The sequence below is a fragment of the Caballeronia insecticola genome (genome assembly GCF_000402035.1).
Lineage (GTDB): Bacteria > Pseudomonadota > Gammaproteobacteria > Burkholderiales > Burkholderiaceae > Caballeronia > Caballeronia insecticola.
Window position 1 is genome coordinate 1,179,080 of sequence record NC_021287.1, and the last position, 20,753, is coordinate 1,199,832.

The window sequence follows — 20,753 nt, forward strand, 5'->3', positions numbered from 1 at the left end:
CATGCAATTCCCTGAATCCTGGCTCCGCAGCTTCGTCGATCCCAAGCTCTCCACGGACGAGCTCGCGCACGCATTGACGATGGCCGGCCTCGAAGTCGAAGACCTGCGCCCGGTCGCCCCGCCGACGACGAAGATCGTGGTCGGGCAGGTGCTCGAAGTCGCGCGGCATCCCAACGCCGACAAGCTCAACGTGTGTCAGGTCGATGCCGGCACGGGCGAGCAGCTGAACATCGTGTGCGGCGCGCCGAACGTGGCGCCGGGCATCAAGGTGCCGGTCGCGCTGATCGGCGCGGTGCTGCCGCCGGCTGAAACGGGCGGCGAGCCGTTCGCCATCAAGCCGACCAAGCTGCGCGGCATCGACAGCCAGGGCATGCTGTGCTCGGCGCGCGAACTGAAGTTGTCGGAAGATCACAGCGGTCTTCTGATTCTGTCGCCGGACGCGAAGGTCGGTCAGGACATCCGCGAAGCGCTCAATCTCGACGACACCGTCTTCGAGATCAAGCTCACGCCGAACAAGGCGGATTGCCTGTCGGTGTTCGGCGTCGCGCGCGAAACTGCGGCGATCACCGGCGCACCGCTCAAGACGCTGGACATGCCGGCAGTCGTGGCGAAGCTTGACGAAAAGCTGCCCGTGAAGATTCTCGCGCCCGACCTCTGCGGCCGCTTCTCGGGCCGCGTGATTCGCGGCGTGAACGCGCACGCGAAGACGCCGCAGTGGATGGTCGAGCGGCTCGAACGCGCGGGCCAGCGCAGCATTTCCGCGCTCGTCGACATCTCGAATTACGTGATGCTCGAACTGGGCCGTCCGTCGCACGTGTTCGACCTCGACAAGATCCACGGCGCGATCGAAGTGCGCTGGGGCAAGAAGGGTGAGTCGCTCAAGCTCTTGAACGGTAACACCGTCGAGCTGGACGAAAGCGTCGGCGTGATCGCCGATGACCGTCATGTCGAAAGCCTCGCCGGCATCATGGGCGGCGACAGCACGGCTGTGTCGCTCGACACCACCAACATTTATCTCGAAGCCGCGTTCTGGTGGCCGGACGCGATCCGCGGCCGCGCGCGCAAGTACAACTTCTCGACCGATGCGGCGCATCGCTTCGAGCGCGGCGTCGATTTCTCGACGACCGTCGAGCACGTCGAGCGTATCTCGCGCCTCATTCTCGATATTTGCGGCGGCGAGGCAGGCCCGGTCGACGATCAAATCGTCAATGTGCCGGAGCGCCGTCCGGTGTCGATGCGCGTGTCGCGGGCAAATCGCATCATCGGCGTGGACATCGGCGCGGACGAGATCGCTCAGATTTTCACGCGCCTGAACCTCGCGTTCGGGCGCGACGGCGACATCTTCAAGGTCACGCCGCCCGCGTATCGCTTCGATATCGAGATCGAGGAAGATCTGATCGAGGAAGTCGCGCGCATTTATGGCTTCGAGAAGATTCCGGCGCGTCCGCCGGTCGCGCGCAGCGAAATGCGGATCACGAACGAGACGAAGCGTTCGGTCCATGCGCTGCGCCACGCGGTCGCCGCGCGCGATTACTCGGAGACGGTGAACTTCAGTTTCGTCGATGCCGAATGGGAGCAGGATCTTGCCGGCAACGACAATCCGATCCGCCTGCTCAATCCGATCGCGAGCCAGTTGTCGGTCATGCGCACGACTACGTTCGGCAGCCTGATCGAAGTGCTGCGCTACAACCTGAATCGCCGCGCCGATCGCATTCGCGTGTTCGAGGCGGGCCGCGTGTTCCATCGCGATCCTTCCGTGAAGGCGGGCGAACTGACCGTTGAAGGCTTCGCGCAGCCGAAGATGATCGGCGGCCTCGCGTACGGCCCGGCGGTCGAGGAGCAGTGGGGCGCGGCGTCGCGCAACGTCGACTTCTTCGACGTGAAGGGTGATGTCGAAGCGCTGTTCGCGCCGGTCGTGCCGCGCTTCGTGAAGGCGGAGCATCCGGCGCTGCACCCGGGACGCAGCGCGCGCATCGAAGTGGCGGGGCGCGCGGCCGGCTGGATCGGCGAACTACATCCGCGCTGGCTGCAAAAATATGACCTGCCGAACGCGCCGATTCTCTTCGAAATCGAAGCTGAAGCGCTGATGGATCGCGCTCTGCCGACGCCCGCTGAAGTGTCGAAATTCCCGCCCGTGCGGCGCGATATTGCGGTTGTCGTAGATCAAGACGTGCCGGTTCAGGCACTGCTTGACGAGCTCGAAAACGCCCGCTCGGAACCGGCTTGCAAGCACGTCACGAGGGTTGCGCTTTTCGACGAATTTCGTCCAAAATCAAATACTTCCGGTGGGTTGGGGGCGCATGAGAAAAGTCTTGCCTTCCGTGTAACGTTGCAAGATACTGGCGGCACGCTTCAGGACGAAACGGTCGATACGGCCATCAAAACGCTGGTGGATCGCCTGGCTCGAGTACACGGCGCGCGGTTGCGCGGATAGCCTGCAATTGGCCCGTCCGGCTTAATCGCCAAGTCTCAAACGTGTTGGCGCCGTTTTACTGATATGAACCAAATGAACTCGAGTGATTTCGAAGCCCTTCTTTCGGCGCAGCGCAGCGCCATGACCCGAGATACCACGACTTCGAACGGCGGCGCGTCCGGTGACACGCCGACGCTCACCAAGGCTGAACTGGCCGAGATGCTGTTCGATCACGTCGGTCTGAACAAGCGCGAGGCGAAAGACATGGTCGAAGCTTTCTTCGAAGTCATTCGCGACGCGCTCGAGAGCGGCGAGAGCGTCAAGCTTTCCGGCTTCGGCAATTTTCAGTTGCGCGACAAGCCTCAGCGTCCGGGCCGCAACCCGAAGACGGGCGAGGCCATTCCCATTGCCGCGCGGCGGGTCGTCACGTTTCACGCAAGTCAGAAGTTGAAGGCGCTGGTCGAAACGGGAGCGGAAACGGATCTCGCACGCTGAGCGGTCGATCCGCTGATCTGTACTGGCGCGGCATGTCCGCGCTTGCCGCTTTGACCGCCGCGCTTCAATCGACATCCATAATCACGAATAACCACGATGGTTGATCGACGATGGAAAAAGTCGTCTTGCCTCCGATCCCGGCCAAACGTTATTTCACGATTGGCGAAGTCAGCGAGCTGTGCGGCGTCAAGCCTCACGTGCTGCGTTATTGGGAACAGGAGTTCACGCAACTGAGGCCGGTGAAGCGGCGGGGCAATCGCCGCTACTATCAGCATCACGAGGTCCTGCTGATCCGGCGTATCCGCGAGTTGCTGTACGAACAGGGCTTCACGATCAACGGCGCGCGCAACCGGCTCGACTCGCAAGGGCGCGCAAGCGCCGACGAAGCCGAGACAGCGGAGTTGCAGGCTACACCGCAGGCCCAACCGGGCGTCGATGTCGATCAACTGCGCAGAGAGATTCTCCAGGTTATCGACCTGCTGGGCGGATAAACCGCTCACGCATCTCATCATGCATTCCCCCATGCCGCGCTTCGTCGCGGCATTTTTTTGGCCCGCTGCGTCGCTCGCTCGTGGGCGCGCTGCATGCCGCGCCGGGCGGCAGTACGATAACGGCTTGCTCGTTCTCGTCATCGCGCTGGTTACGCCGACGCGTTCATGTCATGTCGATTCAGGAGGGCTTATGCGAGTGCTGCTCGTTGGCGCAACCGGCTTGTTGGGCACGGAGATCAAACGCATTCTCGAACCGCAACATGAAGTGATCACCGCGAGCCGCAAGGGCTCAGACGTGTCCGTCGATTTGTCGGACAAGGCGAGCATCGTCGCGATGTTCGGCGAGGCAGGAAAGGTCGGCGCGGTCGTGTGCGTCGGCGGGGCGGCGAAGTTCGCGCCGCTCGATTCGCTCGGCGACGACGACTATGCATTCAGTCTTGCGAACAAGCTGATGGGGCAGGTGAATCTCGTGCGCTGCGCGGTCGGTCATGTCGATGAAGGCGGGTCCGTCACGTTGACGAGCGGCACACTGGCCCAGCAAGCGATGGTGGGCGGTGCGGCGGTGAGCATCGTGAACGCGGGCGTCGAAGGCTTCGCGCGCGTGGCTGCGCTGGAGCTTGAGGGCAAGCTGCGCGTGAACGTGGTGAGCCCGGGTTGGGTCGCCGAGACGCTGCAGTCGATGGGCCAGGACCCGTCGCAAGGCATCGCGGCGGCGGACGTAGCTCGCGTCTACAAGCGCGCGATCGACGAGCCGATTACCGGACAGACGCTGCTCGCAGCCAAGAGCTAAGAACTAAGACTTGATCGCGGCGCGAAGTCGGCGCTTCGGGCGGGCGGTTGCGGTGCTGGCCGCCGCCTTCACGTCGACCGACCAGTAGACGATGCTCGGCCCGACGCCCCAGGGCGGATAGATGCGCCAGTCGCCGGCGCCGTGATGGAAGAAGTACAGCGCGAACCGCGCGCCCGGCTTCGACGCACTCACGCAGACATACCGGCTGCCGCCGGGATAGATACGCCCGAAACGGGTGACGCGCGCGCGGCTTGTCGATTCGAACCATCTTGCCACTTCAGCGCGCAAGGGCGAACAGATTCGATCGGTGCAGATGCGCCTCGGCAACGAGGGCGGAATGACGGTCAAAGGCATTGGGCGCCGATTCTGATGTGTCGCGTTAAGACTAGAGCTTAAATCACTGACATACAAGCGTTTTTTTGGGTTTCATGTCTGAATAAACCCATCCGGCAGCGTACCGCGGCGCCCTGAAAAATCGCGGTCCTACAGGTTCAGGCCCATCATCGCGGTGGTGCTCGAGATAGCTTCTTCTTCGGCGCGAACGCGGAGCATGGCATCGGCCAATCGGTAGTAAAGCTGGGCGCGTTCTTCGAGCAGGGCGGCGGACGCGTTGCTCGGCAGTGCATCGTCTGCCATGTCGCCGGCGAGGGCTTGTCCGGCGAAGTAATCTCTCAGCGACATTCCGTAGTTGCTATTGCCTGGGAACGCGCGCGGGTTGTTGAGCTTGTTATAGGCCATTGTTTTTGCTCGCCGTCATCAGGGACGGTCTCTGAAAGACAAAAGAAAAAGGCTCTCGGGCCAGAAGCCGGAGAGCCTTTTTGATTTTGGTCGGGGCGAGAGGATTTGAACCTCCGACCACCTGCACCCCATGCAGGTACGCTACCAGGCTGCGCTACGCCCCGAAAGAACGAAAGTATATCAAAGAGAAACGAATAGTAGAACTGCTGCGATGCATTTCGCAGTTCCGCTCAGCAAATTCACTTGTTGCGGCCTGAGCGGCCTCAGAGCGGCAACTTGGATTGCGAGTACGGCGAGGTCTGAATCTGCACGGAATCGTTGCGGCTGCGCGGGCTGCGTTTCCGATCGAGCGCCTGACGCTGACGTCTGCGAAATCGCCACGCCAGGAAGACAGACAGCGCACACGGAATCAGATACGTCAGAATCCGCTCGCTCCAGGCCGCACGCGAGGCAAAGCTGTCATACGGCGTGCGTTCGTCGAGACCCGCCGAAGCAAAGACCATCGTCAGCATGAAATCCAGCACCATCGCGATGGTGCAGAGGACGAAAAAGAACAGCGCGCCGTTCCATCGCAACGTGCGATGCGCTGCATTGATCGTGCGGCAAATGAAAAGCGTCAGGCCGAGCAGGCTCAGACTGAATGCCAGCGGAAGCCAGAAAGAATACATATCGCAACCCTCGCGTGCGAATGACGGGAATGTTCCCGGTGGCACGCGCGGTGACAATCTGTCGCATCACGAGCGCCTGGTCCAGGAGCGGACGCGATGATTGCATGCGTTAGACTTCGCAAGAATAAGAGTATTCCTAATCATATCGATGGTACCTATTGCGACTCGGAACGCGATTCCGATAGCGATTCCGACAGGAAGTCGATGAACGTACGCACCTTGGTCGTCATGTACTTGCGGCTCGTATAGACCGCGTACACGGGCGGCGCGAAGGCCGCGTAGTCCGGCAGCACGCGCACGAGCGAGCCGGACGCCAGCTCCGGTTCGACGATCCACGCCGGAAAATACGCCAGCCCGAGTCCGGCGCGCACGAGTTGCAGCGCCATCGACGTATCGTTGGTTTTCAGAACGGCGTGGTTCCTTACCGTGAACGCGCCGCCCGGACCCGTCAGCGTCACCGTATCGATGTTCGTATAGGTCGGCAGGACCATGCGATGCCGCGCGACGTCGTCCGGATGCTGCAGGTTGCCGTGCAGCTCCAGATACGCGCGCGATCCCGCGAGCACGAAGGGCATCTTGCACAGCGGCCGCACGATCAGCGACGGCGACGGCTCGGACGTCGCGCGCAACGCCATGTCGTAGCCTTCCTCGACCAGATCGACGAAGCGATTTTCCAGCCGCAAATCGACCAGCACGCCGGGATAGCGAGCCTGATACGCGACGAGCAGATCGGCAAATTTGCGGTTCGCGAACCAGCCGGGCGCGGTCACCTTGAGCACGCCCTGCGGCTGCGCGGTCTGCACGCCGACGGCGGACTCGGCGGCCTGAAGAATGTCGAGCGCCTCGCTGCACTGCTCGTAGTACACGCTGCCGGCTTCGGTGAGGCTCAAATGGCGCGTGGTCCGGTTCAGGAGCCGCACGCCCAGCTGGCGTTCGAGATTGGCGACGTGCTTGCTCGTCATCGCGGTCGAGATGTCGAGCCGCTCGGCGGCCTTGACGAAACTGCCGGCTTCGACGACCTCGCGAAACACGCGCAGGCTGGTCAGTGCATCCATCGATCATTTCCTGTTGGGAAATAAAACGCCAATGTTAGCCGGATTTATCGACGGGCGATGTCTGCCTAGACTGGCCTCAATCCCATTTCCGAAGGAGTTCGCGATGTCCGCTCACATTCGTTCCGCCGCGCCCAGCGTGCCCGCGCTGGCGCCATACGCACAGGCGCTGTTGCGTATCGTCGCGTCGTATCTGCTGCTGACGCACGCGAGCGCGAAGCTGTTCCATGTGCCCCACATCGCCATGTTCGACGGCTTGCCGCTGTTCTCGCTGCTCGGCGCGGCCGGGATCATCGAACTCGTCGGCGGCGTGCTCGTGCTCGTCGGCTTCTTTGCGCGCGCCGCGGCGTTCGTGTTGTCGGGCGAACTAACGTTTGCTTATTTCATCGGCCACGCGTCGCAGGGACATGTCTTCCTGCCGCTCCTGAATCAGGGCGAACCGGCCGTGCTGCTGTCGTTCGTGTATCTGTTCATCGCGGCGGCGGGCTCGGGCGCGTGGAGTCTCGACGCGCGCCGTTGAGTCACTTCGGCCATTCATCGAGCTCGTCGTTGAATAACGACGCCACAATGCCGCGCAGCCACACTGTGCGCGTATCGTTGTGAAACTTGCGATGCCAGTGCTGCTTCAGATCGAAGCGCGGCAGCGCGAGCGGTGGCTCTGCAAGCGTGATCGACGCATGCTCGGCGACGTACGCGAAGCCGATCGCATGCGGCACCGTCGCAATCAGATCGGTACGCGACAGAATGAACGGCAGACTCATGAAATGCGGCGTTTCCAGCACCGCGCGGCGCCGCACGCGCTCGCGATCGAGATAGTTCTCCAGCACTTCCTGGCTACGGCCTTCGGCGCGCACAACGGCGTGGCCGCATTCGAGAAAGCGTTCGAGCGTGAGCGGCTCGTTCGCGTAGGGATGATCGCGCCGCATCAGGCAAATGAAGCGGTGCGAAAAAAGCCGTTGCTGGAAGAAGTTGTTGCCGCGCAAATCGGGGAAATAGCCGACGGCGAGATCGATCTCGCCGGCTTCGAGCCCGCGCTCCACATTGCCATGCGACGCCGACACGGAACGCAGATTCGCATGCGGCGCTTCCTTGGCGAACGCCTGCAACAGGCGCGGCAAAAACACGATTTCGCCGACATCGGATAGCGCGATCGAAAAGATGTCGGTGCTCGCGGACGGGTCGAAGTGCTGCCTGTCGAGAAGACCGCGCTCGATACGCGCCAGTGCCTCACGCGCGGCGGGCACGAGCGCGAGGGTGCGCGGCGTCGGCTCCATACCGCGCGATGTGCGTACGAACAGCGGGTCATTGAAATACTCGCGCAGCCGTGCGAGCGCGGTCGACACACGCGGCTGGCTTACGCCGAGACGCTCGGCGGCGCGGCTCACGTTGCGCGTCTCCTCGATGGCGACGAGGTACGGAATCAGATTCAGATCGAGGTCGTTCATGAAACCGTGGCGAAGGGTTTTGTGATTAATGTTCGCGCGCGCGTTCTTGTCCGTCAACGTGATGTGGCGTCACGATCAGCCGCGCCGCGCGACCATATCCGACACGCGCTGCGCCGCCTCCTGAAGCGGTTCCAGAAACGCCTTCGCCATCTGCTTTGCGGTCTTGCGCTGCGCATTTCCGCTGATGTTCAGCGCCGCGATGACCCGGCCTTGCCGGTCGCGAATCGGCGCGGACATCGAAATCAGCCCTTCTTCCAGTTCCTGATCGACGATTGCCCAGCCCTGGCGACGCACGACGGCGATCGCTTCCTTGAGCGCAGCGCGATCGACAATGGTGTGCGGCGTGCGCGCGACGAGCGAACTTGCGTCGAGCGCTTCGTCGAGGCGCGTGTCGTCGAGTGCGGCGAGCAGCACCCGGCCCATCGACGTGCAAAACGCAGGCAGCCGGCTGCCGATCGACAGATTCTGCGTGATGATCTTGTGCGTCGGCACGCGCAGCACGTAGACGATTTCCGCGCCGTTCAGCACAGCCGCCGAGCAACTTTCGTGCACCTGCGCGACGAGATCTTCCATTACCGGTTCGGCGAGATTCCAGAAAGGCATCGAAGTCAGATACGCGAACCCGAGGTCGAGAATCTTCGGCGTCAGCTGAAAGAGCCGCCCGTCCGCCTCGACATAGCCGAGCGACTGCAACGTCAGAAGAATCCGGCGCGCGCCCGCGCGCGTGAGGCCGGTCGCGCCGGCGACGTCCGTGAGCGTCTGGGCGGGGCGGCTCGCATCGAACGAGCGAATCACCGCGAGCCCGCGCGCGAACGACTGCACATAGGCATCGCCCGGACGCGACTGCGCATCCTGAGGCTCGGCATCCTGATTGAGCATGGCTGAATTCGTCATAAGGCTGAAAGGGAAAGCGCGAACAGGCAATTCGAAAGCGGTGGAGTCCGTAAAAACCCGCAGTTTGCGCTTGCTTCGTTGACACGGCAACGAACGCGGGTCTACCATGCCGATGTTCGCTAAACGAATCCATGTTCGCATGACGAACATTCTTAAGCAAGTCTGATTTCAAGCAGGTAAACCCCGAGTTCGGGACGGGCGCGCGAGTCACAAGCGGCGTCCAGACTGGAGAAGAACGGCAATGATCAACAAGATTTTCGACTCGCTCGCCTCGGCCGTGGCCGACGTCAACGACGGAGCGACCATCATGATCGGCGGTTTCGGTACGGCTGGCATGCCGTCCGAGCTGATCGACGCGCTCATCGAGCAGGGCGCGCGCGAGCTGACGATCGTCAACAACAATGCCGGCAACGGCGACACGGGTCTCGCCGCGCTGCTCAAGGCGAAGCGCGTGCGCAAGATCATCTGCTCGTTCCCGCGCCAGACTGATTCGCATGTCTTCGACGCACTCTATCGCGCGGGCGAAATCGAGCTCGAACTCGTGCCGCAAGGCAATCTCGCGGAGCGCATCCGTGCGGCGGGCGCGGGCATCGGCGGTTTCTTCACGCCGACCGGTTACGGCACGAAGCTCGCGGAAGGGAAGGAAACGCGCGTAATCGACGGCAAGCATTACGTGCTCGAAGCGCCGCTGCACGCGGATTTCGCGCTCGTGAAGGCATATAAGGGCGACCGCTGGGGCAATCTGGTCTATCGTAAAACTGCGCGCAACTTCGGCCCGATCATGGCGAGCGCCGCGAAGACGGCCATCGTGCAGGTGTCGAAGGTCGTGCCGCTCGGCGAACTGGATCCCGAAAACATCGTGACGCCCGGCATCTTCGTGCAGCGCGTCGTGGAAGTGCCGCAAGCGGTGCATCAAGCCGAACTCGCAGCGGAACTTTCAGCTTAAGGACGAAAAGCCATGAAGAAACTCACTCGTGACGAAATGGCCAAGCGCGTGGCCGCCGACATTCCCGAAGGCGCGTATGTGAATCTGGGCATCGGCGTGCCGACGCTCGTCGCCAATCATCTTGCGGCGGATCGCGAAATCTTCCTGCACAGCGAAAACGGTCTGCTCGGCATGGGCCCGGCGCCCGCCAAAGGCGCGGAAGACGACGAACTCATCAACGCCGGCAAGCAGCACGTGACGCTGCTCACGGGCGGCGCGTATTTCCATCACGCCGATTCGTTCGCGATGATGCGCGGCGGCCACCTCGATTTCTGCGTGCTCGGCGCGTTCCAGGTGTCGGCCACCGGCGATCTCGCGAACTGGCACACCGGCGCGCCCGACGCGATTCCGGCCGTCGGCGGCGCGATGGACCTCGCGATCGGCGCGAAACAGGTCTACGTGATGATGGAACTGCTCACGAAGCAGGGCGAAAGCAAGCTGGTCGCAGAGTGCTCGTATCCGGTGACGGGCGTGCAGTGCGTGGACCGCGTGTACACCGATCTCGCCGTGTTCGATGTGACGCCGGAAGGCTTCGTCGTGCGCGAAATCGTGGAAGGCTTGTCGTTCGACGAATTGCAGAAGCTGGCGCAAGTGCCGCTTCAATACGCGCCGCTGTCACAGGCCGCCTGAGACACACCTGAGACACACCTGAGAGACACAAAAGAACTGGAGCAACCGATGAAAGAAGCTTTCGTATGTGATGCCATCCGCACGCCGATCGGCCGTTATGGCGGATCGCTGTCCTCCGTGCGCGCCGACGATCTCGGCGCAGTGCCGCTGCGCGCGCTCGTCGAGCGCAACAAGGAAGTGGACTGGGAAGCCGTCGAGGAAGTGATTTACGGCTGTGCGAATCAGGCGGGCGAAGACAATCGCAACGTCGCGCGCATGTCGGCGTTGCTGGCGGGGCTGCCGGTCGGCACGCCGGGCACGACGGTCAACCGCTTGTGCGGCTCGGGCATGGACGCGATCGGCATTGCGGCGCGCGCGATCAAGGCGGGCGAAACGAGCCTGATGATCGCGGGCGGCGTGGAGAGCATGAGCCGCGCGCCGTTCGTAATGGGCAAGGCGACGAGCGCATTCTCGCGTCAGGCCGAGATCCACGATACGACCATCGGCTGGCGCTTCGTCAATCCGTTGATGAAGAAGCAGTACGGCGTCGATTCGATGCCCGAGACTGCCGAAAACGTCGCGGACGACTACAAGGTGAGCCGCGCCGATCAGGACGCGTTCGCATTGCGCTCGCAGCAGAAAGCGTCGCGCGCGCAGAAGGACGGCACGCTCGCGCAGGAAATCGTCGCGGTGACGATTCCGCAAAAGAAGGGCGATGCGCTCGTCGTGTCGCAGGACGAGCATCCGCGCGAAACGAGCCTCGAAGCGCTCGCGAAGCTGAAGGGCGTCGTGCGCCCGGACGGCTCCGTGACGGCGGGCAACGCGTCGGGCGTCAACGACGGCGCCGTCGCCATGTTGATCGCCGACGAAGAAAGCGCGAAGCGCCACGGACTCACGCCGCGCGCGCGCATCCTCGGCATCGCGACCGCAGGCGTGCCGCCGCGCGTAATGGGCATCGGCCCCGGCCCGGCATCGCAGAAGCTGCTGGCGCGCCTGGGCATGACCATCGACCAGATGGACGTGATCGAGCTGAACGAAGCGTTCGCGTCGCAGGGACTCGCCACGCTGCGCATGCTCGGCGTCGCCGACGACGATCCCCGCGTCAACCCGAACGGCGGCGCAATCGCGCTCGGGCATCCGCTGGGCGCATCCGGCGCGCGCCTCGTCACCACCGCAAGCTATCAGTTGCAGCGCACCGGCGGGCGTTTCGCGCTGTGCACGATGTGCATCGGCGTGGGCCAGGGCATCGCGATGATCATCGAGCGTGTCTGATTACATGTTCGCATCCACGGGACGTCTCACCGATCTGATCTGCGGCACCGAGGCGGCAAACGCGCTCTGGTCGCCGCGCGCGACCGTGCAGGCGATGCTCGACGTCGAAGCCGCGCTCGCGCGTGCGTCGGCGCTGCATGGCGTGATTCCACCGGGCGCGGTGGACGCGATCGTCGCCGCCTGTCAGGCCGACAACATCGACGCAGACGCGCTGATGATCGGCGCGCAGGCGGGCGGCAATCTCGCGATTCCGCTCGTCAAGCAACTGACGGCGGCGGTCAAGGCGCGCGATGCCGAAGCCGCCAAGTACGTGCACTGGGGCGCGACGAGTCAGGACATCATCGATACGGGCGTCGTGCTGCAATTGCGCGCAACGCTCGATCTGCTCGATGCGGATTTACGCACACTGTCCGATGCGCTCGTCATCCAGGCGCAAGCGCACAAAAAGACGCCGATGATCGGCCGCACCTGGCTGCAACAGGCGCTGCCGATCACGCTCGGCCTGAAGTTCGCACAATGGCTCGATGCGATCACGCGTCATCGCGCGCGTCTCGTCGATCTGCGCGCACGCGCGCTCGTGCTGCAATTCGGCGGCGCGGCGGGCACGCTGGCCAGTCTGCGCGACAAGGCGCTGCCGGTTGCGGCGTCGCTCGCGGACGATCTGAAGCTGACGCTGCCCGCGCTGCCGTGGCATACGCAGCGCGACCGGATCGCGGAAAGCGCAGCGTTTCTCGGCATGCTCACCGGCACGTTGGCGAAGATCGCGCGCGATATTTCCCTCATGATGCAGACCGAACTCGGCGAAGTGGCTGAGCCGGCCGCGGCAGGCAAGGGCGGTTCGTCGACGATGCCGCACAAGCGCAATCCCGTCGGCTGCGCGGCCGTGCTGACCGCGGCGACGCGCGCGCCGAACCTCGTCGCGACGATCTTCGCGGGCATGGTGCAGGAACACGAACGCGCGCTCGGCGGCTGGCAGGCCGAATGGGAAGCGCTGCCCGACCTCGCGCGTCTGACGGCGGGCGCGCTCGCGAACATCAAAGGCATCGTGCCGACGATGGAAATCAACGTCGAACGGCTCGCGCGCAATCTGAACGTGACCAACGGCCTCGTGCTCGGCGAAGCGGTGATGCTCGCGCTCGGCGACAAAATCGGCAGGCTCGATGCGCACAAGCTGGTCGAAGGCGCATCGAAGGCGGCGGTGGCGAACGGCACGTCGCTGTTCGACGAACTTGCCGCGAACGAGATCGTCACGCGCCATCTGTCGCAGGATCAACTGAAGCCATTGCTCGATCCGGCGAACTACGTCGGTCAGGCGCAGGCGTTCGTGGATGCAGCGATCGCGTGCGCCAACTCGAAAGAATAGGAGCAGCAAAAACATGCCTCTTGCCAAAGTCAACGGAACCCGGATTCACTATCGCATCGACGCCACGGCAGGCGAACACGCGCCGTGGCTCGTGCTGTCGAATTCGCTCGGCGCCGATGTCTCGATGTGGACGCCGAACATCGAGGCGTTCGCCAAGCACTATCGCGTCGTGCGCTACGACACGCGCGGTCACGGTCATTCGGACGTCCCGCCCGGGCCCTACACGATCGATCAGCTGATCGGCGACGTGATCGGCCTGATGGATCATCTGAAGATCGAGCGCGCGAACTACTGCGGCCTGTCGATGGGCGGCTTGACCGGCGTCGGCCTCGCCGCGCGCCATCCTGCGCGCTTCTCGCGCGTCGTGCTCTCGAACACTGCCGCGCTGATCGGCTCGGACGCCGTGTGGACGCCGCGCGCCGCGAAAGCGCGCGAACCGGGCGGCATGCCCGCGCTCACCGACGCCGTCATCGCGCGCTGGTTCACCGCGCCGTTCATCGAACGCGAGCCGCTCGCGCTCGCCAACATCCGCGATGTATTCCGCCATACGTCGGGCGACGGCTACGCGTCGAACTGCGAGGCGATCCGCGACGCCGATTTGCGCGACGAAGCCAAAACCATCACGCTGCCCGTGCTGGTGATCGCGGGCACGCACGATCTGTCGACCACGGCCGAGCAGGGCCGCGAGCTCGCGGGTTATATCGGCGGGGCGCGCTATGTCGAACTCGACGCAGCGCATCTGTCGAACATCGAAAAGCGCGATGACTACACGCGCACCGTCCTCGATTTCCTCGGAGAACAACAATGACCGATGACGAACGCTACGAAGCCGGCATGCAGGTGCGACGCGCGGTGCTGTCCGACGCGCACGTCGACCGCTCGCTCGTAAACCGCACCGAACTCACGACCGAGTTCCAGAACCTCATCACGCGCTATGCGTGGGGCGAGATCTGGACGCGCGAGGGCCTGCCGCGTCACACGCGCAGTCTGCTCACCATCGCGATGATGGTCGCGCTCAACCGCAGCGAGGAACTCGCGCTGCATTTGCGCGCCGCGAAGAACAACGGCGTGACGCAGGACGAGATCAAGGAAGTGCTGATGCAGACCGCGATCTACTGCGGCGTGCCGGCGGCGAATTCGGCGTTCCATCTCGCGCAGAAGATCTTCGACGAAGAGCAGAAAAAGGCGTAAATCGCGCCGATATGTCGTGCATGTTGTGCGCATTGCAAGAAGCCGTCTTACGGAAATCCGCAAGACGGCTTTTGCTTTCATGCGTCAGAACGCGTAGTACGGACCGGCGCCCGCGGGCGTCGCGCGTCCTTGAATTGCGGTGAAGACGCGCCGCCCGTAGAAGAACGGCAGGCCCCAGTCGAAGACGCCGCTGGCGGTTCCGGCGAGATTGTCGAAGGCGTAGTTGCCCGTGCCGAACAGCGCCGTCGACTGCGCAACCGTGAAACTGACCGCGCCTTGCGCGCCGGTCGCCGAACGGATCGTCGCGGTGAAGGTTTGCGGCGCCGCCGGGCAGTACCACGCGCCGCAGCGGGCGAGCGTCGTCGACGGAAAGAAGACGCCGTTCGATCCGCTGTCGATGAAGCTCGAACCGTACTGGCTGCCGCCGAAATCCGTGGTGACGTAGCCGGTCGCCGAATTCGACGGAAGCACGGTCGCCGCGCCGAGCAGATTGTTCGACTGCGAGCCGATGCCGAAGGTCATCGTGCCCGTCACCGACGACGCGCCGCCGTCCGGCACGTCCGGCAACTCGATCAGCACGCCGTTGTTGTCGGTGGCGAAGTTGGCGACCGGATTGGTCACCTGCTGCGTCACCGCCAGCGCGCTCGCCGCGCAGCCTGTGGCGCCGCAGTCGTAGTACCAGCGCGGCATCGCCGTTTTCGCGCAGTTCCCGCCGCAATCGGCGACGAACGGACCGACGCCCAGAATGCCGTTGCCGCGCAACGCCGACGCGCTCAACATCGGCAGGCCGGACTGGCCGCAGTCGGTTGCCGTGGTGGGCACGGCGGAGTCGGCGATCACTTGCACGGAGGTGGAGGCCGCGACCTGGCCCGCGAGCTTCACGTCGGCGCGACGCACCGCGCCCCACGTGTAGCCCGAGCCGAACACCGCGCATTCGGCGATGACCGAACCCGTCGACGCGCCCGCAACCAGCGGAAGCGCGACGGAAGGATCGAGCGCGGACGCCAGCACGCGCAGTCCGTGCGAGCCGGTATCGACCTGAATTTTGTCGATGGTCTGACACGTGTTCGTGCCGGGCACGCAGATCGTCACGCTCGTTTGCAGCATGTTGCGCGTGTTGGTGGGCGTGCGCGTGACCGTGACCGGCTGGACATTGGGCGTCGTCGATTGCGTGACGGTCGTGCTCGCCGGTTCCGGAGATGACGGCGCACTGGCGGTCACCGGTGCGCTGGCCGCGATGGGCGTACTCGCCGCAACGGGCGTGCTGGCCGCGGCGGGCGCGCTCGCCTGAGCGGGAGACGCGGTGGCGTTGGTGCTGGAATCGCCGCCACCGCCACCGCCGCAGGCACACAGCAACGCGCAGAGCAGCACGCAGAGAACGAGCGCGAAAGGCGAAGAAAAAGCGCGTGATTGCATGCCGCCTCCTATTGGATATCCGTCGTATTGACGCCAGGCGGCAGCGCGCTCGCGAGCCAGGCGCGGCCGCTGTATTCGCGCAGCCGCACGCGGTTCTCGACGATGAGATCGCCCTGAGCCACGCGCGCCGTATGCAGTCCGGCCGCGCCGGCCGTCGCGTTCGCGCCTTCCCTGAACGTATCGAAATAGGCGCCGAGCAGCGACTGGACGCTCGGCATCGCGGGTCCGCGCCACGAAACCGCGTACACCTTGCCGCTCGAATCGACGTATTCGCGCACGACGATGCCGTGCGCATCGGTCGTCTCGTGATATGTGACAAGTCCGCTTTGCGCCCGATGCATCACGTCGCCGGACGAGCCGTCCGCGTCGCGCGTGGTGGCGCCCAGTTGTGCGTGGACAGGCATTGTTGCGCACAGAGTGACGGCAGCCAGCAACGTCACTACGTAATAAGGATGACTTATTGATCTCATCGTTTTGCTCTCCGTGTTTTTAGGATCGGTCTTATTTTTTGAGATGAATTTTAGAGTTAAGGCCGAGCAAAGCGATAGAAGGGCGGTGCGGCGGACATGGGCGGCGAAAATCGCAGGAAATCTCAGAAATTTCCTAGAAATCAACGCGTTGAAAACCGCGAGCGATCGAATTCCGGTTTTCGTGGAATGTCATAAATTGTCAAACTGGCGCACGCGAAGCGTGCCGAGTCTCGAAGGCGCACTTCGTTGCATCGAGGCCGTTTTTGAAAACGAAAAGCAATATTTCGGGCAGCGATCGCACATCGCGGCGAGGTGCCGGCTTCTCTTTTTGCACGGCGAGTCGCCGGACCGGTAAAATACTGGGTTGATCCACGGAAGAACGCCCGTGGCGTAGCGGAAGGACTTTCCAGACATGACAGATTTTCGTGTGACCAAGCGGGTGGCTGCGCTTTTCGTGGTGGCCGGAATCGTTGCGGGATGCGGCACGTCCAATCCCAACGCGTTCAACTACAAGAGCGATCAGCGTTCGAAACAGGTGTCTCTCGCCGTTCCGCCGAATCTGCTCGACGAGACGGCCGACCAGCGCTCGCTGCCGCCACAGGGCGGGCAGGCGTCGCTGTCCGATCTGCAACAGATTCAGAAAGTCGCACCGAACGCGCCTACGGTGGTTCCACCGGTGTCGGGCATGCGCATTCAACGTGACGGCGCCGAGCGCTGGCTCGTCGTCGACGGCAAGACGCCCGATCAGGTGTGGCCGCAAATCCGCCGTTTCTGGCAGGAGCAGGGCTTCCTGCTCGTCGTGGACCAGCGCGACAAGGGCGTGATGGAAACCGACTGGAACGAAACCCATCCGCAGATTTCCGACGGCCTGATCCGCGACACGCTCGCCAAGGCCACCGGCAACGCGTATGTGACGGCCGAGCGCAACAAGTACCGCACGCGGCTGGAGAAGGCGCCCGACGGCGGCACGTACGTGTTCATCAGCCAGAAGGGCATGCGCGAAGCGCTCACCGGCGTGAACAACGATTCGAGCCAGTGGCAGGCGCGTCCGAACGATCCGGCGCTCGAAAACGAATACCTGAAGCGTTTGATGTCGTCGCTGTCACTCTCGGATCAGCGCCAGGCATCGGGCGGCGCAACGCCGCTCGACACGCCGGCCGTGGCGGGCGCCGCGCGCACCGCACCGAGCGCATCCAGCGCGCAAGCGGCCAAGGGCGGCGATTCGAAGGCCGCAGCGGTTGCCGCGCAGAACGTCGCGAATTCGGGCAACACGCCGATCAGAAACGAGGTCGTGCCGGAAGCCGAAACGTCGCAACTGACGCTGCCGGAAGCGTACGATCGCGCGTGGCTGCGCGTGGGCATCGCGCTCGATCGCGCGAACTTCACGGTGGACGACCGCGACCGCGCGAAGGGCGTCTACTACGTGCGTTACGTGGATCCGACCGACAAGACATCGGCGGAGCAAGGCTTCTGGAGCCAGGTTTTCCACGGCCGCAAGGAAATGAAGGCGAAGCAGTATCAGATCAACGTGCGCGCGGTGACCGAGCAACAAACCCGCGTGGCGATCGTCGACGACAAAGGCCAGGTCGATGCCTCGCCGCAAGCCCGTCAGATCATGGCGCTGCTTGCGGATCAGATCAGCTGACGGCTTTTTTACGCGGCGCAAATCCGTGCAAACCGCCTCCTTCGCGAGGCGGTTTTTTTATGGCCGTTCGCCTGCTGCGCGCAACGCGCAAACGATCACCTTTTACGCGCACACAATGCGACGCTCGCAATTGAATTGCGCAGACAATTCTTTTTATCGCGAAATGTGCGCAAGAGCTTATAGGAAATGCACGCGTGGACAGTACATTGCATCAATGGCGCGATGTGCCGCTTGCGGAAAATTCGAGCGCGGTTCATCCGACGCATTGCACAGGACACACTGACAATTGGTTCGCTTCGCGCGAACCCCGATGGCCCCGTCGCCTATCCTCGTAGGGCGACGGTTTTCGCCCGCGTTTCCACCGAAACGCGGGCTTTTTCTTTGTGCGCGCGAACAATGTGATTTCGGCGCCGCGCGTCACGGGCAGTTATGCTCCTGCTTTCATCTTTTGATCGATACAGGAGAACGCTTATGTCGGAAGTTGCCGTCGTCGCCATTCTTGTGGCCAAGCCGGGCCGGGAAGAGGAACTGAGGCAAGTGCTCGAAGCCAATGTCGAGCCGACGAGAAAGGAGCAGGGCGCGCTGCAGTACGACTTGCACCGCGACATCAAGGAGCCGCGGCGCTTCATCTTCTTCGAGCGCTGGGCGAGCGAAGCCGCGCTCGACGAGCACGGCCGTTCCGCGCATATTCAGACGTTCCGCGCGAAGTCGCCGGAACTCTGCGAGCACGCCGAGGTGCATCGCGCGGGCAAGATCCTCTGAAGCGGATCGACTGAAGCGCGAAGTGCGCGTCAGTGGGTCTCGTGCGGGACGTCGAGGATCAGGATGATGGTCCAGTCGGCGTCGCCGTCGTGATGATACTGACGCTCCGCCACGATGAACGGCTGCTGCTTGCCCGACGGCCCGAGAAAGAGCACGTCGCCTTCCATCGGCAGGCATTCCACCGGCGGCAGTGCCAGATACTCGTCCTTGTTCGCGTTGCGCGGCATCAGTTTTTCGATTTTGCGCGATGCCGCTTCGGTCCATTCGATATCGAGCTGGATGTTGCTCATGCTGTCGTTCGCACGCTAAGTGCGCTCCACGGTTGAATCGTTAAAAAGACGATGCGCAATGTAGCACACGCCATGCTCGATCCATGATGCGCCTCCCATGAAAAAACGGCCCGTAGGCCGTTTCTCCCGCTGCGTGCGCGGCGCTCAGATTTCCTCGTAAAGCGGCAACGTCAGAAATTCGGTGAACTGCGCCGATGTCGACATTTCCTCGAAAATTTTCGCGGCGCGCTCATAGGGTTTCGTATCGGCGCCCGACGCGCTCACGGCCTGCCTGATCTTTTCCAGTTCGTCGATGGTGATCTCGCGCGCCATCGCCGCGGTCACCTTGCGGCCGTCGTCGAGCGTGCCCTTCGGCGAGCGAATCCACTGCCACACTTGCGAGCGCGAGATCTCGGCGGTCGCGGCGTCTTCCATCAGATTGTGGATCGGCACGCAACCATTGCCCGCGAGCCACGAGCCGAGATAGTGAATGCCAACGTTGATATTGTTGCGCAGGCCCGCCTCGGTGATCGGCGCTTCCGGGCGGAAGTCGAGCAGGTCGTGCGCGGTGACCTGCACGTCGGGGCGCTGCTTGTCGATCTGGTTCGGGCGGTCGCCGAGCACCTTGACGAACTCTTCCATCGCGAGCGGCACGAGGCCCGGGTGCGCGACCCAGCCGCCGTCGTAGCCGTCGGTGGCGTCGCGCGCCTTGTCGGAGCGCACGCCGCCCATCGCGCGGTCGTTCGCGGCCGGATCGTTCTTGATCGGGATCAGCGCGGACATGCCGCCGATCGCCGGTGCATTGCGCTTGTGGCACGTCTTCAGCAATTCGAGCGCGTAGGCGCGCATGAACGGCACGGTCATGGTGATCTGCGAGCGGTCGGCGAGACAGAAGTCCGGATCGTTCTTGAACTTCTTGATCGCCGAGAAAATGTAGTCCCAGCGGCCCGCGTTGAGGCCGGCGCTGTGCTCGCGCAGTTCGTACAGGATTTCGTCCATTTCGAAGGCGGCGAGAATGGTCTCGACCAGCACCGTCGCGCGAATCGTGCCGCGCGCAATGCCGATGCTTTCCTGCGCCGCGACGAAGATGTCGTTCCACAGACGCGCTTCCAGATGGCTTTCCATCTTCGGCAGATAGAAATACGGGCCGCTGCCGCGCGCGATCAGTTCCTTCGCGTTGTGAAAGAGAAAGAGCGCGAAATCGAACATGCCGCCCGACACGCGCTGACCGTCGACGGTCACGTGCTTCTCGTCCAGATGCCAGCCGCGCGGACGCACGATCAGCGTCGCGATTTTCTCGTTGAGCGTGTACGACTTGCCGTTCTGTTCGAGCGAAATCGTGCGGCGCACCGCTTCCTTGAGATTGATCTGGCCGACGATCTGGTTGTCCCAGTTCGGCGCGTTCGAATCCTCGAAGTCGGTCATGTAGGAATCCGCGCCGGAGTTGAGCGCATTGATGATCATCTTGCGCTCGACCGGACCCGTGATCTCGACGCGGCGGCACAGCAAATCTTTCGGCAGCGGCGCGACTGTCCAGTCGCCTTCGCGGATCGATTTCGTGGCGTCGAGGAACGTGGGGCGCTCGCCCGCGTCGAGGCGCTTGGTGCGTTCCACGCGCGCGGCGAGCAGTTCCTGGCGGCGCGGCTCGAACTGGCGATGCAGCTTCGCGACGAGTTCGAGCGCCTCGGGTGTCAGGATAGCGTCGTAGCCGGGCTTGATGTCGGCCGCGATGGCCATGCCTTGCGGAAGCGAGAGCGTATGCGTCGATGGCGACGATTGCGTCAT

At 63.4% G+C, this 20,753-nt stretch carries 23 protein-coding genes and 1 tRNA gene; 13 read left to right on the plus strand and 11 right to left on the minus strand.

Annotated features, from left to right (window positions below; all coding sequences use genetic code 11):
- Window position 1 precedes the first annotated feature (1 nt).
- The 4 genes from pheT to BRPE64_RS05440 all read left to right on the plus strand — a co-directional run bounded on the left by pheT (window position 2) and on the right by BRPE64_RS05440 (window position 4,189).
- Complete coding sequence (pheT, locus tag BRPE64_RS05425) at window positions 2–2,434, plus strand: phenylalanine--tRNA ligase subunit beta (RefSeq protein WP_016345034.1); 2,433 nt, start codon at window positions 2–4, stop codon at window positions 2,432–2,434.
- Between the two features lie 63 nt (window positions 2,435–2,497).
- Complete coding sequence (locus tag BRPE64_RS05430; protein ID WP_044041274.1) at window positions 2,498–2,908, plus strand: integration host factor subunit alpha; 411 nt, start codon at window positions 2,498–2,500, stop codon at window positions 2,906–2,908.
- Window positions 2,909–3,018: 110 nt separating this feature from the next.
- Window positions 3,019–3,399, plus strand: a complete 381-nt coding sequence (locus tag BRPE64_RS05435; protein WP_016345036.1) for a MerR family transcriptional regulator — start codon at window positions 3,019–3,021, stop codon at window positions 3,397–3,399.
- Window positions 3,400–3,589: 190 nt separating this feature from the next.
- Window positions 3,590–4,189: a short chain dehydrogenase gene (locus BRPE64_RS05440; RefSeq protein ID WP_044041980.1), complete on the plus strand. Its 600-nt coding sequence runs from the start codon at window positions 3,590–3,592 to the stop codon at window positions 4,187–4,189.
- Window positions 4,190–4,192: 3 nt separating this feature from the next.
- On the opposite strand, the gene BRPE64_RS33535 is transcribed toward BRPE64_RS05440, so the two are convergent.
- From BRPE64_RS33535 to BRPE64_RS05465, 5 genes are all read right to left on the minus strand, one after another.
- Window positions 4,193–4,543, minus strand: coding sequence for a hypothetical protein (locus tag BRPE64_RS33535; protein WP_044041275.1), 351 nt, complete (start codon window positions 4,541–4,543; stop codon window positions 4,193–4,195).
- Window positions 4,544–4,672: 129 nt separating this feature from the next.
- Complete coding sequence (locus BRPE64_RS05450; RefSeq protein WP_016345040.1) at window positions 4,673–4,927, minus strand: hypothetical protein; 255 nt, start codon at window positions 4,925–4,927, stop codon at window positions 4,673–4,675.
- 87 nt (window positions 4,928–5,014) lie between these two features.
- Window positions 5,015–5,091: transfer RNA gene (locus tag BRPE64_RS05455), tRNA-Pro, on the minus strand.
- 99 nt (window positions 5,092–5,190) lie between these two features.
- Window positions 5,191–5,595, minus strand: coding sequence for a hypothetical protein (locus BRPE64_RS05460; RefSeq protein WP_016345041.1), 405 nt, complete (start codon window positions 5,593–5,595; stop codon window positions 5,191–5,193).
- Between the two features lie 155 nt (window positions 5,596–5,750).
- Complete coding sequence (locus BRPE64_RS05465) at window positions 5,751–6,650, minus strand: LysR family transcriptional regulator (protein WP_016345042.1); 900 nt, start codon at window positions 6,648–6,650, stop codon at window positions 5,751–5,753.
- Window positions 6,651–6,753: 103 nt separating this feature from the next.
- On the opposite strand from BRPE64_RS05465, the gene BRPE64_RS05470 reads away from it, so the two are divergent.
- Window positions 6,754–7,167, plus strand: a complete 414-nt coding sequence (locus BRPE64_RS05470; protein ID WP_016345043.1) for a DoxX family protein — start codon at window positions 6,754–6,756, stop codon at window positions 7,165–7,167.
- A 1-nt stretch (window position 7,168) separates the two neighbouring features.
- Here the strand turns inward: BRPE64_RS05470 and BRPE64_RS05475 are convergent, their stop codons facing one another.
- Complete coding sequence (locus BRPE64_RS05475) at window positions 7,169–8,092, minus strand: LysR family transcriptional regulator (RefSeq protein WP_044041984.1); 924 nt, start codon at window positions 8,090–8,092, stop codon at window positions 7,169–7,171.
- A 75-nt stretch (window positions 8,093–8,167) separates the two neighbouring features.
- Window positions 8,168–8,971 (minus strand): IclR family transcriptional regulator, encoded by an 804-nt coding sequence (locus tag BRPE64_RS05480; protein ID WP_044041986.1) that lies wholly within the window; start codon window positions 8,969–8,971, stop codon window positions 8,168–8,170.
- Between the two features lie 256 nt (window positions 8,972–9,227).
- Here BRPE64_RS05480 and BRPE64_RS05485 point away from each other — a divergent pair, with 256 nt between their 5' ends.
- Genes BRPE64_RS05485 through pcaC form a run of 6 tightly spaced genes read left to right on the plus strand, consistent with a single transcriptional unit; the run spans window position 9,228 to window position 14,406 of the window.
- Window positions 9,228–9,932 carry a 3-oxoacid CoA-transferase subunit A gene (locus BRPE64_RS05485; RefSeq protein WP_016345046.1) on the plus strand — a complete coding sequence of 235 codons (705 nt, stop codon included), beginning with the start codon at window positions 9,228–9,230 and terminating at the stop codon, window positions 9,930–9,932.
- A gap of 12 nt (window positions 9,933–9,944) precedes the next feature.
- The gene (locus BRPE64_RS05490) at window positions 9,945–10,601 is read left to right on the plus strand and encodes a 3-oxoacid CoA-transferase subunit B (protein WP_016345047.1); all 657 of its coding nucleotides are present in this window, start codon (window positions 9,945–9,947) and stop codon (window positions 10,599–10,601) included.
- Window positions 10,602–10,649: 48 nt separating this feature from the next.
- Window positions 10,650–11,852, plus strand: coding sequence for a 3-oxoadipyl-CoA thiolase (gene pcaF, locus BRPE64_RS05495; RefSeq protein WP_016345048.1), 1,203 nt, complete (start codon window positions 10,650–10,652; stop codon window positions 11,850–11,852).
- Between the two features lie 4 nt (window positions 11,853–11,856).
- On the plus strand, window positions 11,857–13,215 hold the full coding sequence (locus BRPE64_RS05500; protein ID WP_016345049.1) for a 3-carboxy-cis,cis-muconate cycloisomerase: 1,359 nt from the start codon (window positions 11,857–11,859) through the stop codon (window positions 13,213–13,215).
- A 13-nt stretch (window positions 13,216–13,228) separates the two neighbouring features.
- Window positions 13,229–14,023, plus strand: coding sequence for a 3-oxoadipate enol-lactonase (gene pcaD / locus BRPE64_RS05505; protein ID WP_016345050.1), 795 nt, complete (start codon window positions 13,229–13,231; stop codon window positions 14,021–14,023).
- Window positions 14,020–14,406, plus strand: a complete 387-nt coding sequence (gene pcaC / locus BRPE64_RS05510; RefSeq protein ID WP_016345051.1) for a 4-carboxymuconolactone decarboxylase — start codon at window positions 14,020–14,022, stop codon at window positions 14,404–14,406. Before pcaD ends, pcaC begins: the two co-directional genes overlap by 4 nt.
- Window positions 14,407–14,490: 84 nt before the next feature.
- Here the strand turns inward: pcaC and BRPE64_RS05515 are convergent, their stop codons facing one another.
- Window positions 14,491–15,822, minus strand: a complete 1,332-nt coding sequence (locus BRPE64_RS05515; RefSeq protein WP_051180301.1) for a DUF3443 domain-containing protein — start codon at window positions 15,820–15,822, stop codon at window positions 14,491–14,493.
- A gap of 8 nt (window positions 15,823–15,830) precedes the next feature.
- Complete coding sequence (locus BRPE64_RS05520; protein WP_044041276.1) at window positions 15,831–16,292, minus strand: DUF2844 domain-containing protein; 462 nt, start codon at window positions 16,290–16,292, stop codon at window positions 15,831–15,833.
- A 412-nt stretch (window positions 16,293–16,704) separates the two neighbouring features.
- Between BRPE64_RS05520 and bamC the strand changes: the two genes are divergently transcribed.
- Both bamC and BRPE64_RS05535 read left to right on the plus strand, forming a co-directional pair.
- Window positions 16,705–17,937, plus strand: a complete 1,233-nt coding sequence (gene bamC, locus BRPE64_RS05530) for an outer membrane protein assembly factor BamC (RefSeq protein WP_044041278.1) — start codon at window positions 16,705–16,707, stop codon at window positions 17,935–17,937.
- A 471-nt stretch (window positions 17,938–18,408) separates the two neighbouring features.
- Complete coding sequence (locus BRPE64_RS05535) at window positions 18,409–18,699, plus strand: putative quinol monooxygenase (RefSeq protein WP_016345057.1); 291 nt, start codon at window positions 18,409–18,411, stop codon at window positions 18,697–18,699.
- A 29-nt stretch (window positions 18,700–18,728) separates the two neighbouring features.
- Here BRPE64_RS05535 and BRPE64_RS05540 read toward each other — a convergent pair whose 3' ends face one another.
- Together BRPE64_RS05540 and aceB are read right to left on the minus strand one after the other, a co-directional pair.
- Window positions 18,729–18,989, minus strand: coding sequence for a hypothetical protein (locus BRPE64_RS05540; RefSeq protein WP_016345058.1), 261 nt, complete (start codon window positions 18,987–18,989; stop codon window positions 18,729–18,731).
- A gap of 144 nt (window positions 18,990–19,133) precedes the next feature.
- Entirely contained in the window at window positions 19,134–20,753 is a 1,620-nt protein-coding gene (aceB, locus tag BRPE64_RS05545; RefSeq protein WP_016345059.1) for a malate synthase A, read from the minus strand.

Excerpts from the sequence above, each read along its gene's own strand:
- BRPE64_RS05435 (WP_016345036.1), top strand. The coding sequence starts at position 3,019 with ATGGAAAAAGTCGTCTTGCCTCCGATCCCGGCCAAACGTTATTTCACG.
- BRPE64_RS05535 (WP_016345057.1), top strand. The coding sequence starts at position 18,409 with ATGTCGGAAGTTGCCGTCGTCGCCATTCTTGTGGCCAAGCCGGGCCGG.
- BRPE64_RS05440 (WP_044041980.1), top strand. The coding sequence starts at position 3,590 with ATGCGAGTGCTGCTCGTTGGCGCAACCGGCTTGTTGGGCACGGAGATC.
- BRPE64_RS05465 (WP_016345042.1), bottom strand. The coding sequence starts at position 6,650 with ATGGATGCACTGACCAGCCTGCGCGTGTTTCGCGAGGTCGTCGAAGCC.
- BRPE64_RS05460 (WP_016345041.1), bottom strand. The coding sequence starts at position 5,595 with ATGTATTCTTTCTGGCTTCCGCTGGCATTCAGTCTGAGCCTGCTCGGC.
- BRPE64_RS05485 (WP_016345046.1), top strand. The coding sequence starts at position 9,228 with ATGATCAACAAGATTTTCGACTCGCTCGCCTCGGCCGTGGCCGACGTC.
- BRPE64_RS33535 (WP_044041275.1), bottom strand. The coding sequence starts at position 4,543 with ATGCCTTTGACCGTCATTCCGCCCTCGTTGCCGAGGCGCATCTGCACC.
- BRPE64_RS05515 (WP_051180301.1), bottom strand. The coding sequence starts at position 15,822 with ATGCAATCACGCGCTTTTTCTTCGCCTTTCGCGCTCGTTCTCTGCGTG.
- BRPE64_RS05540 (WP_016345058.1), bottom strand. The coding sequence starts at position 18,989 with ATGAGCAACATCCAGCTCGATATCGAATGGACCGAAGCGGCATCGCGC.
- BRPE64_RS05520 (WP_044041276.1), bottom strand. The coding sequence starts at position 16,292 with ATGAGATCAATAAGTCATCCTTATTACGTAGTGACGTTGCTGGCTGCC.
- BRPE64_RS05450 (WP_016345040.1), bottom strand. The coding sequence starts at position 4,927 with ATGGCCTATAACAAGCTCAACAACCCGCGCGCGTTCCCAGGCAATAGC.
- BRPE64_RS05475 (WP_044041984.1), bottom strand. The coding sequence starts at position 8,092 with ATGAACGACCTCGATCTGAATCTGATTCCGTACCTCGTCGCCATCGAG.
- pcaF (WP_016345048.1), top strand. The coding sequence starts at position 10,650 with ATGAAAGAAGCTTTCGTATGTGATGCCATCCGCACGCCGATCGGCCGT.
- BRPE64_RS05480 (WP_044041986.1), bottom strand. The coding sequence starts at position 8,971 with ATGCTCAATCAGGATGCCGAGCCTCAGGATGCGCAGTCGCGTCCGGGC.
- BRPE64_RS05500 (WP_016345049.1), top strand. The coding sequence starts at position 11,857 with ATGTTCGCATCCACGGGACGTCTCACCGATCTGATCTGCGGCACCGAG.
- pcaD (WP_016345050.1), top strand. The coding sequence starts at position 13,229 with ATGCCTCTTGCCAAAGTCAACGGAACCCGGATTCACTATCGCATCGAC.
- pheT (WP_016345034.1), top strand. The coding sequence starts at position 2 with ATGCAATTCCCTGAATCCTGGCTCCGCAGCTTCGTCGATCCCAAGCTC.
- aceB (WP_016345059.1), bottom strand. The coding sequence starts at position 20,753 with ATGACGCAATCGTCGCCATCGACGCATACGCTCTCGCTTCCGCAAGGC.
- BRPE64_RS05490 (WP_016345047.1), top strand. The coding sequence starts at position 9,945 with ATGAAGAAACTCACTCGTGACGAAATGGCCAAGCGCGTGGCCGCCGAC.
- pcaC (WP_016345051.1), top strand. The coding sequence starts at position 14,020 with ATGACCGATGACGAACGCTACGAAGCCGGCATGCAGGTGCGACGCGCG.
- bamC (WP_044041278.1), top strand. The coding sequence starts at position 16,705 with ATGACAGATTTTCGTGTGACCAAGCGGGTGGCTGCGCTTTTCGTGGTG.
- BRPE64_RS05430 (WP_044041274.1), top strand. The coding sequence starts at position 2,498 with ATGAACCAAATGAACTCGAGTGATTTCGAAGCCCTTCTTTCGGCGCAG.
- BRPE64_RS05470 (WP_016345043.1), top strand. The coding sequence starts at position 6,754 with ATGTCCGCTCACATTCGTTCCGCCGCGCCCAGCGTGCCCGCGCTGGCG.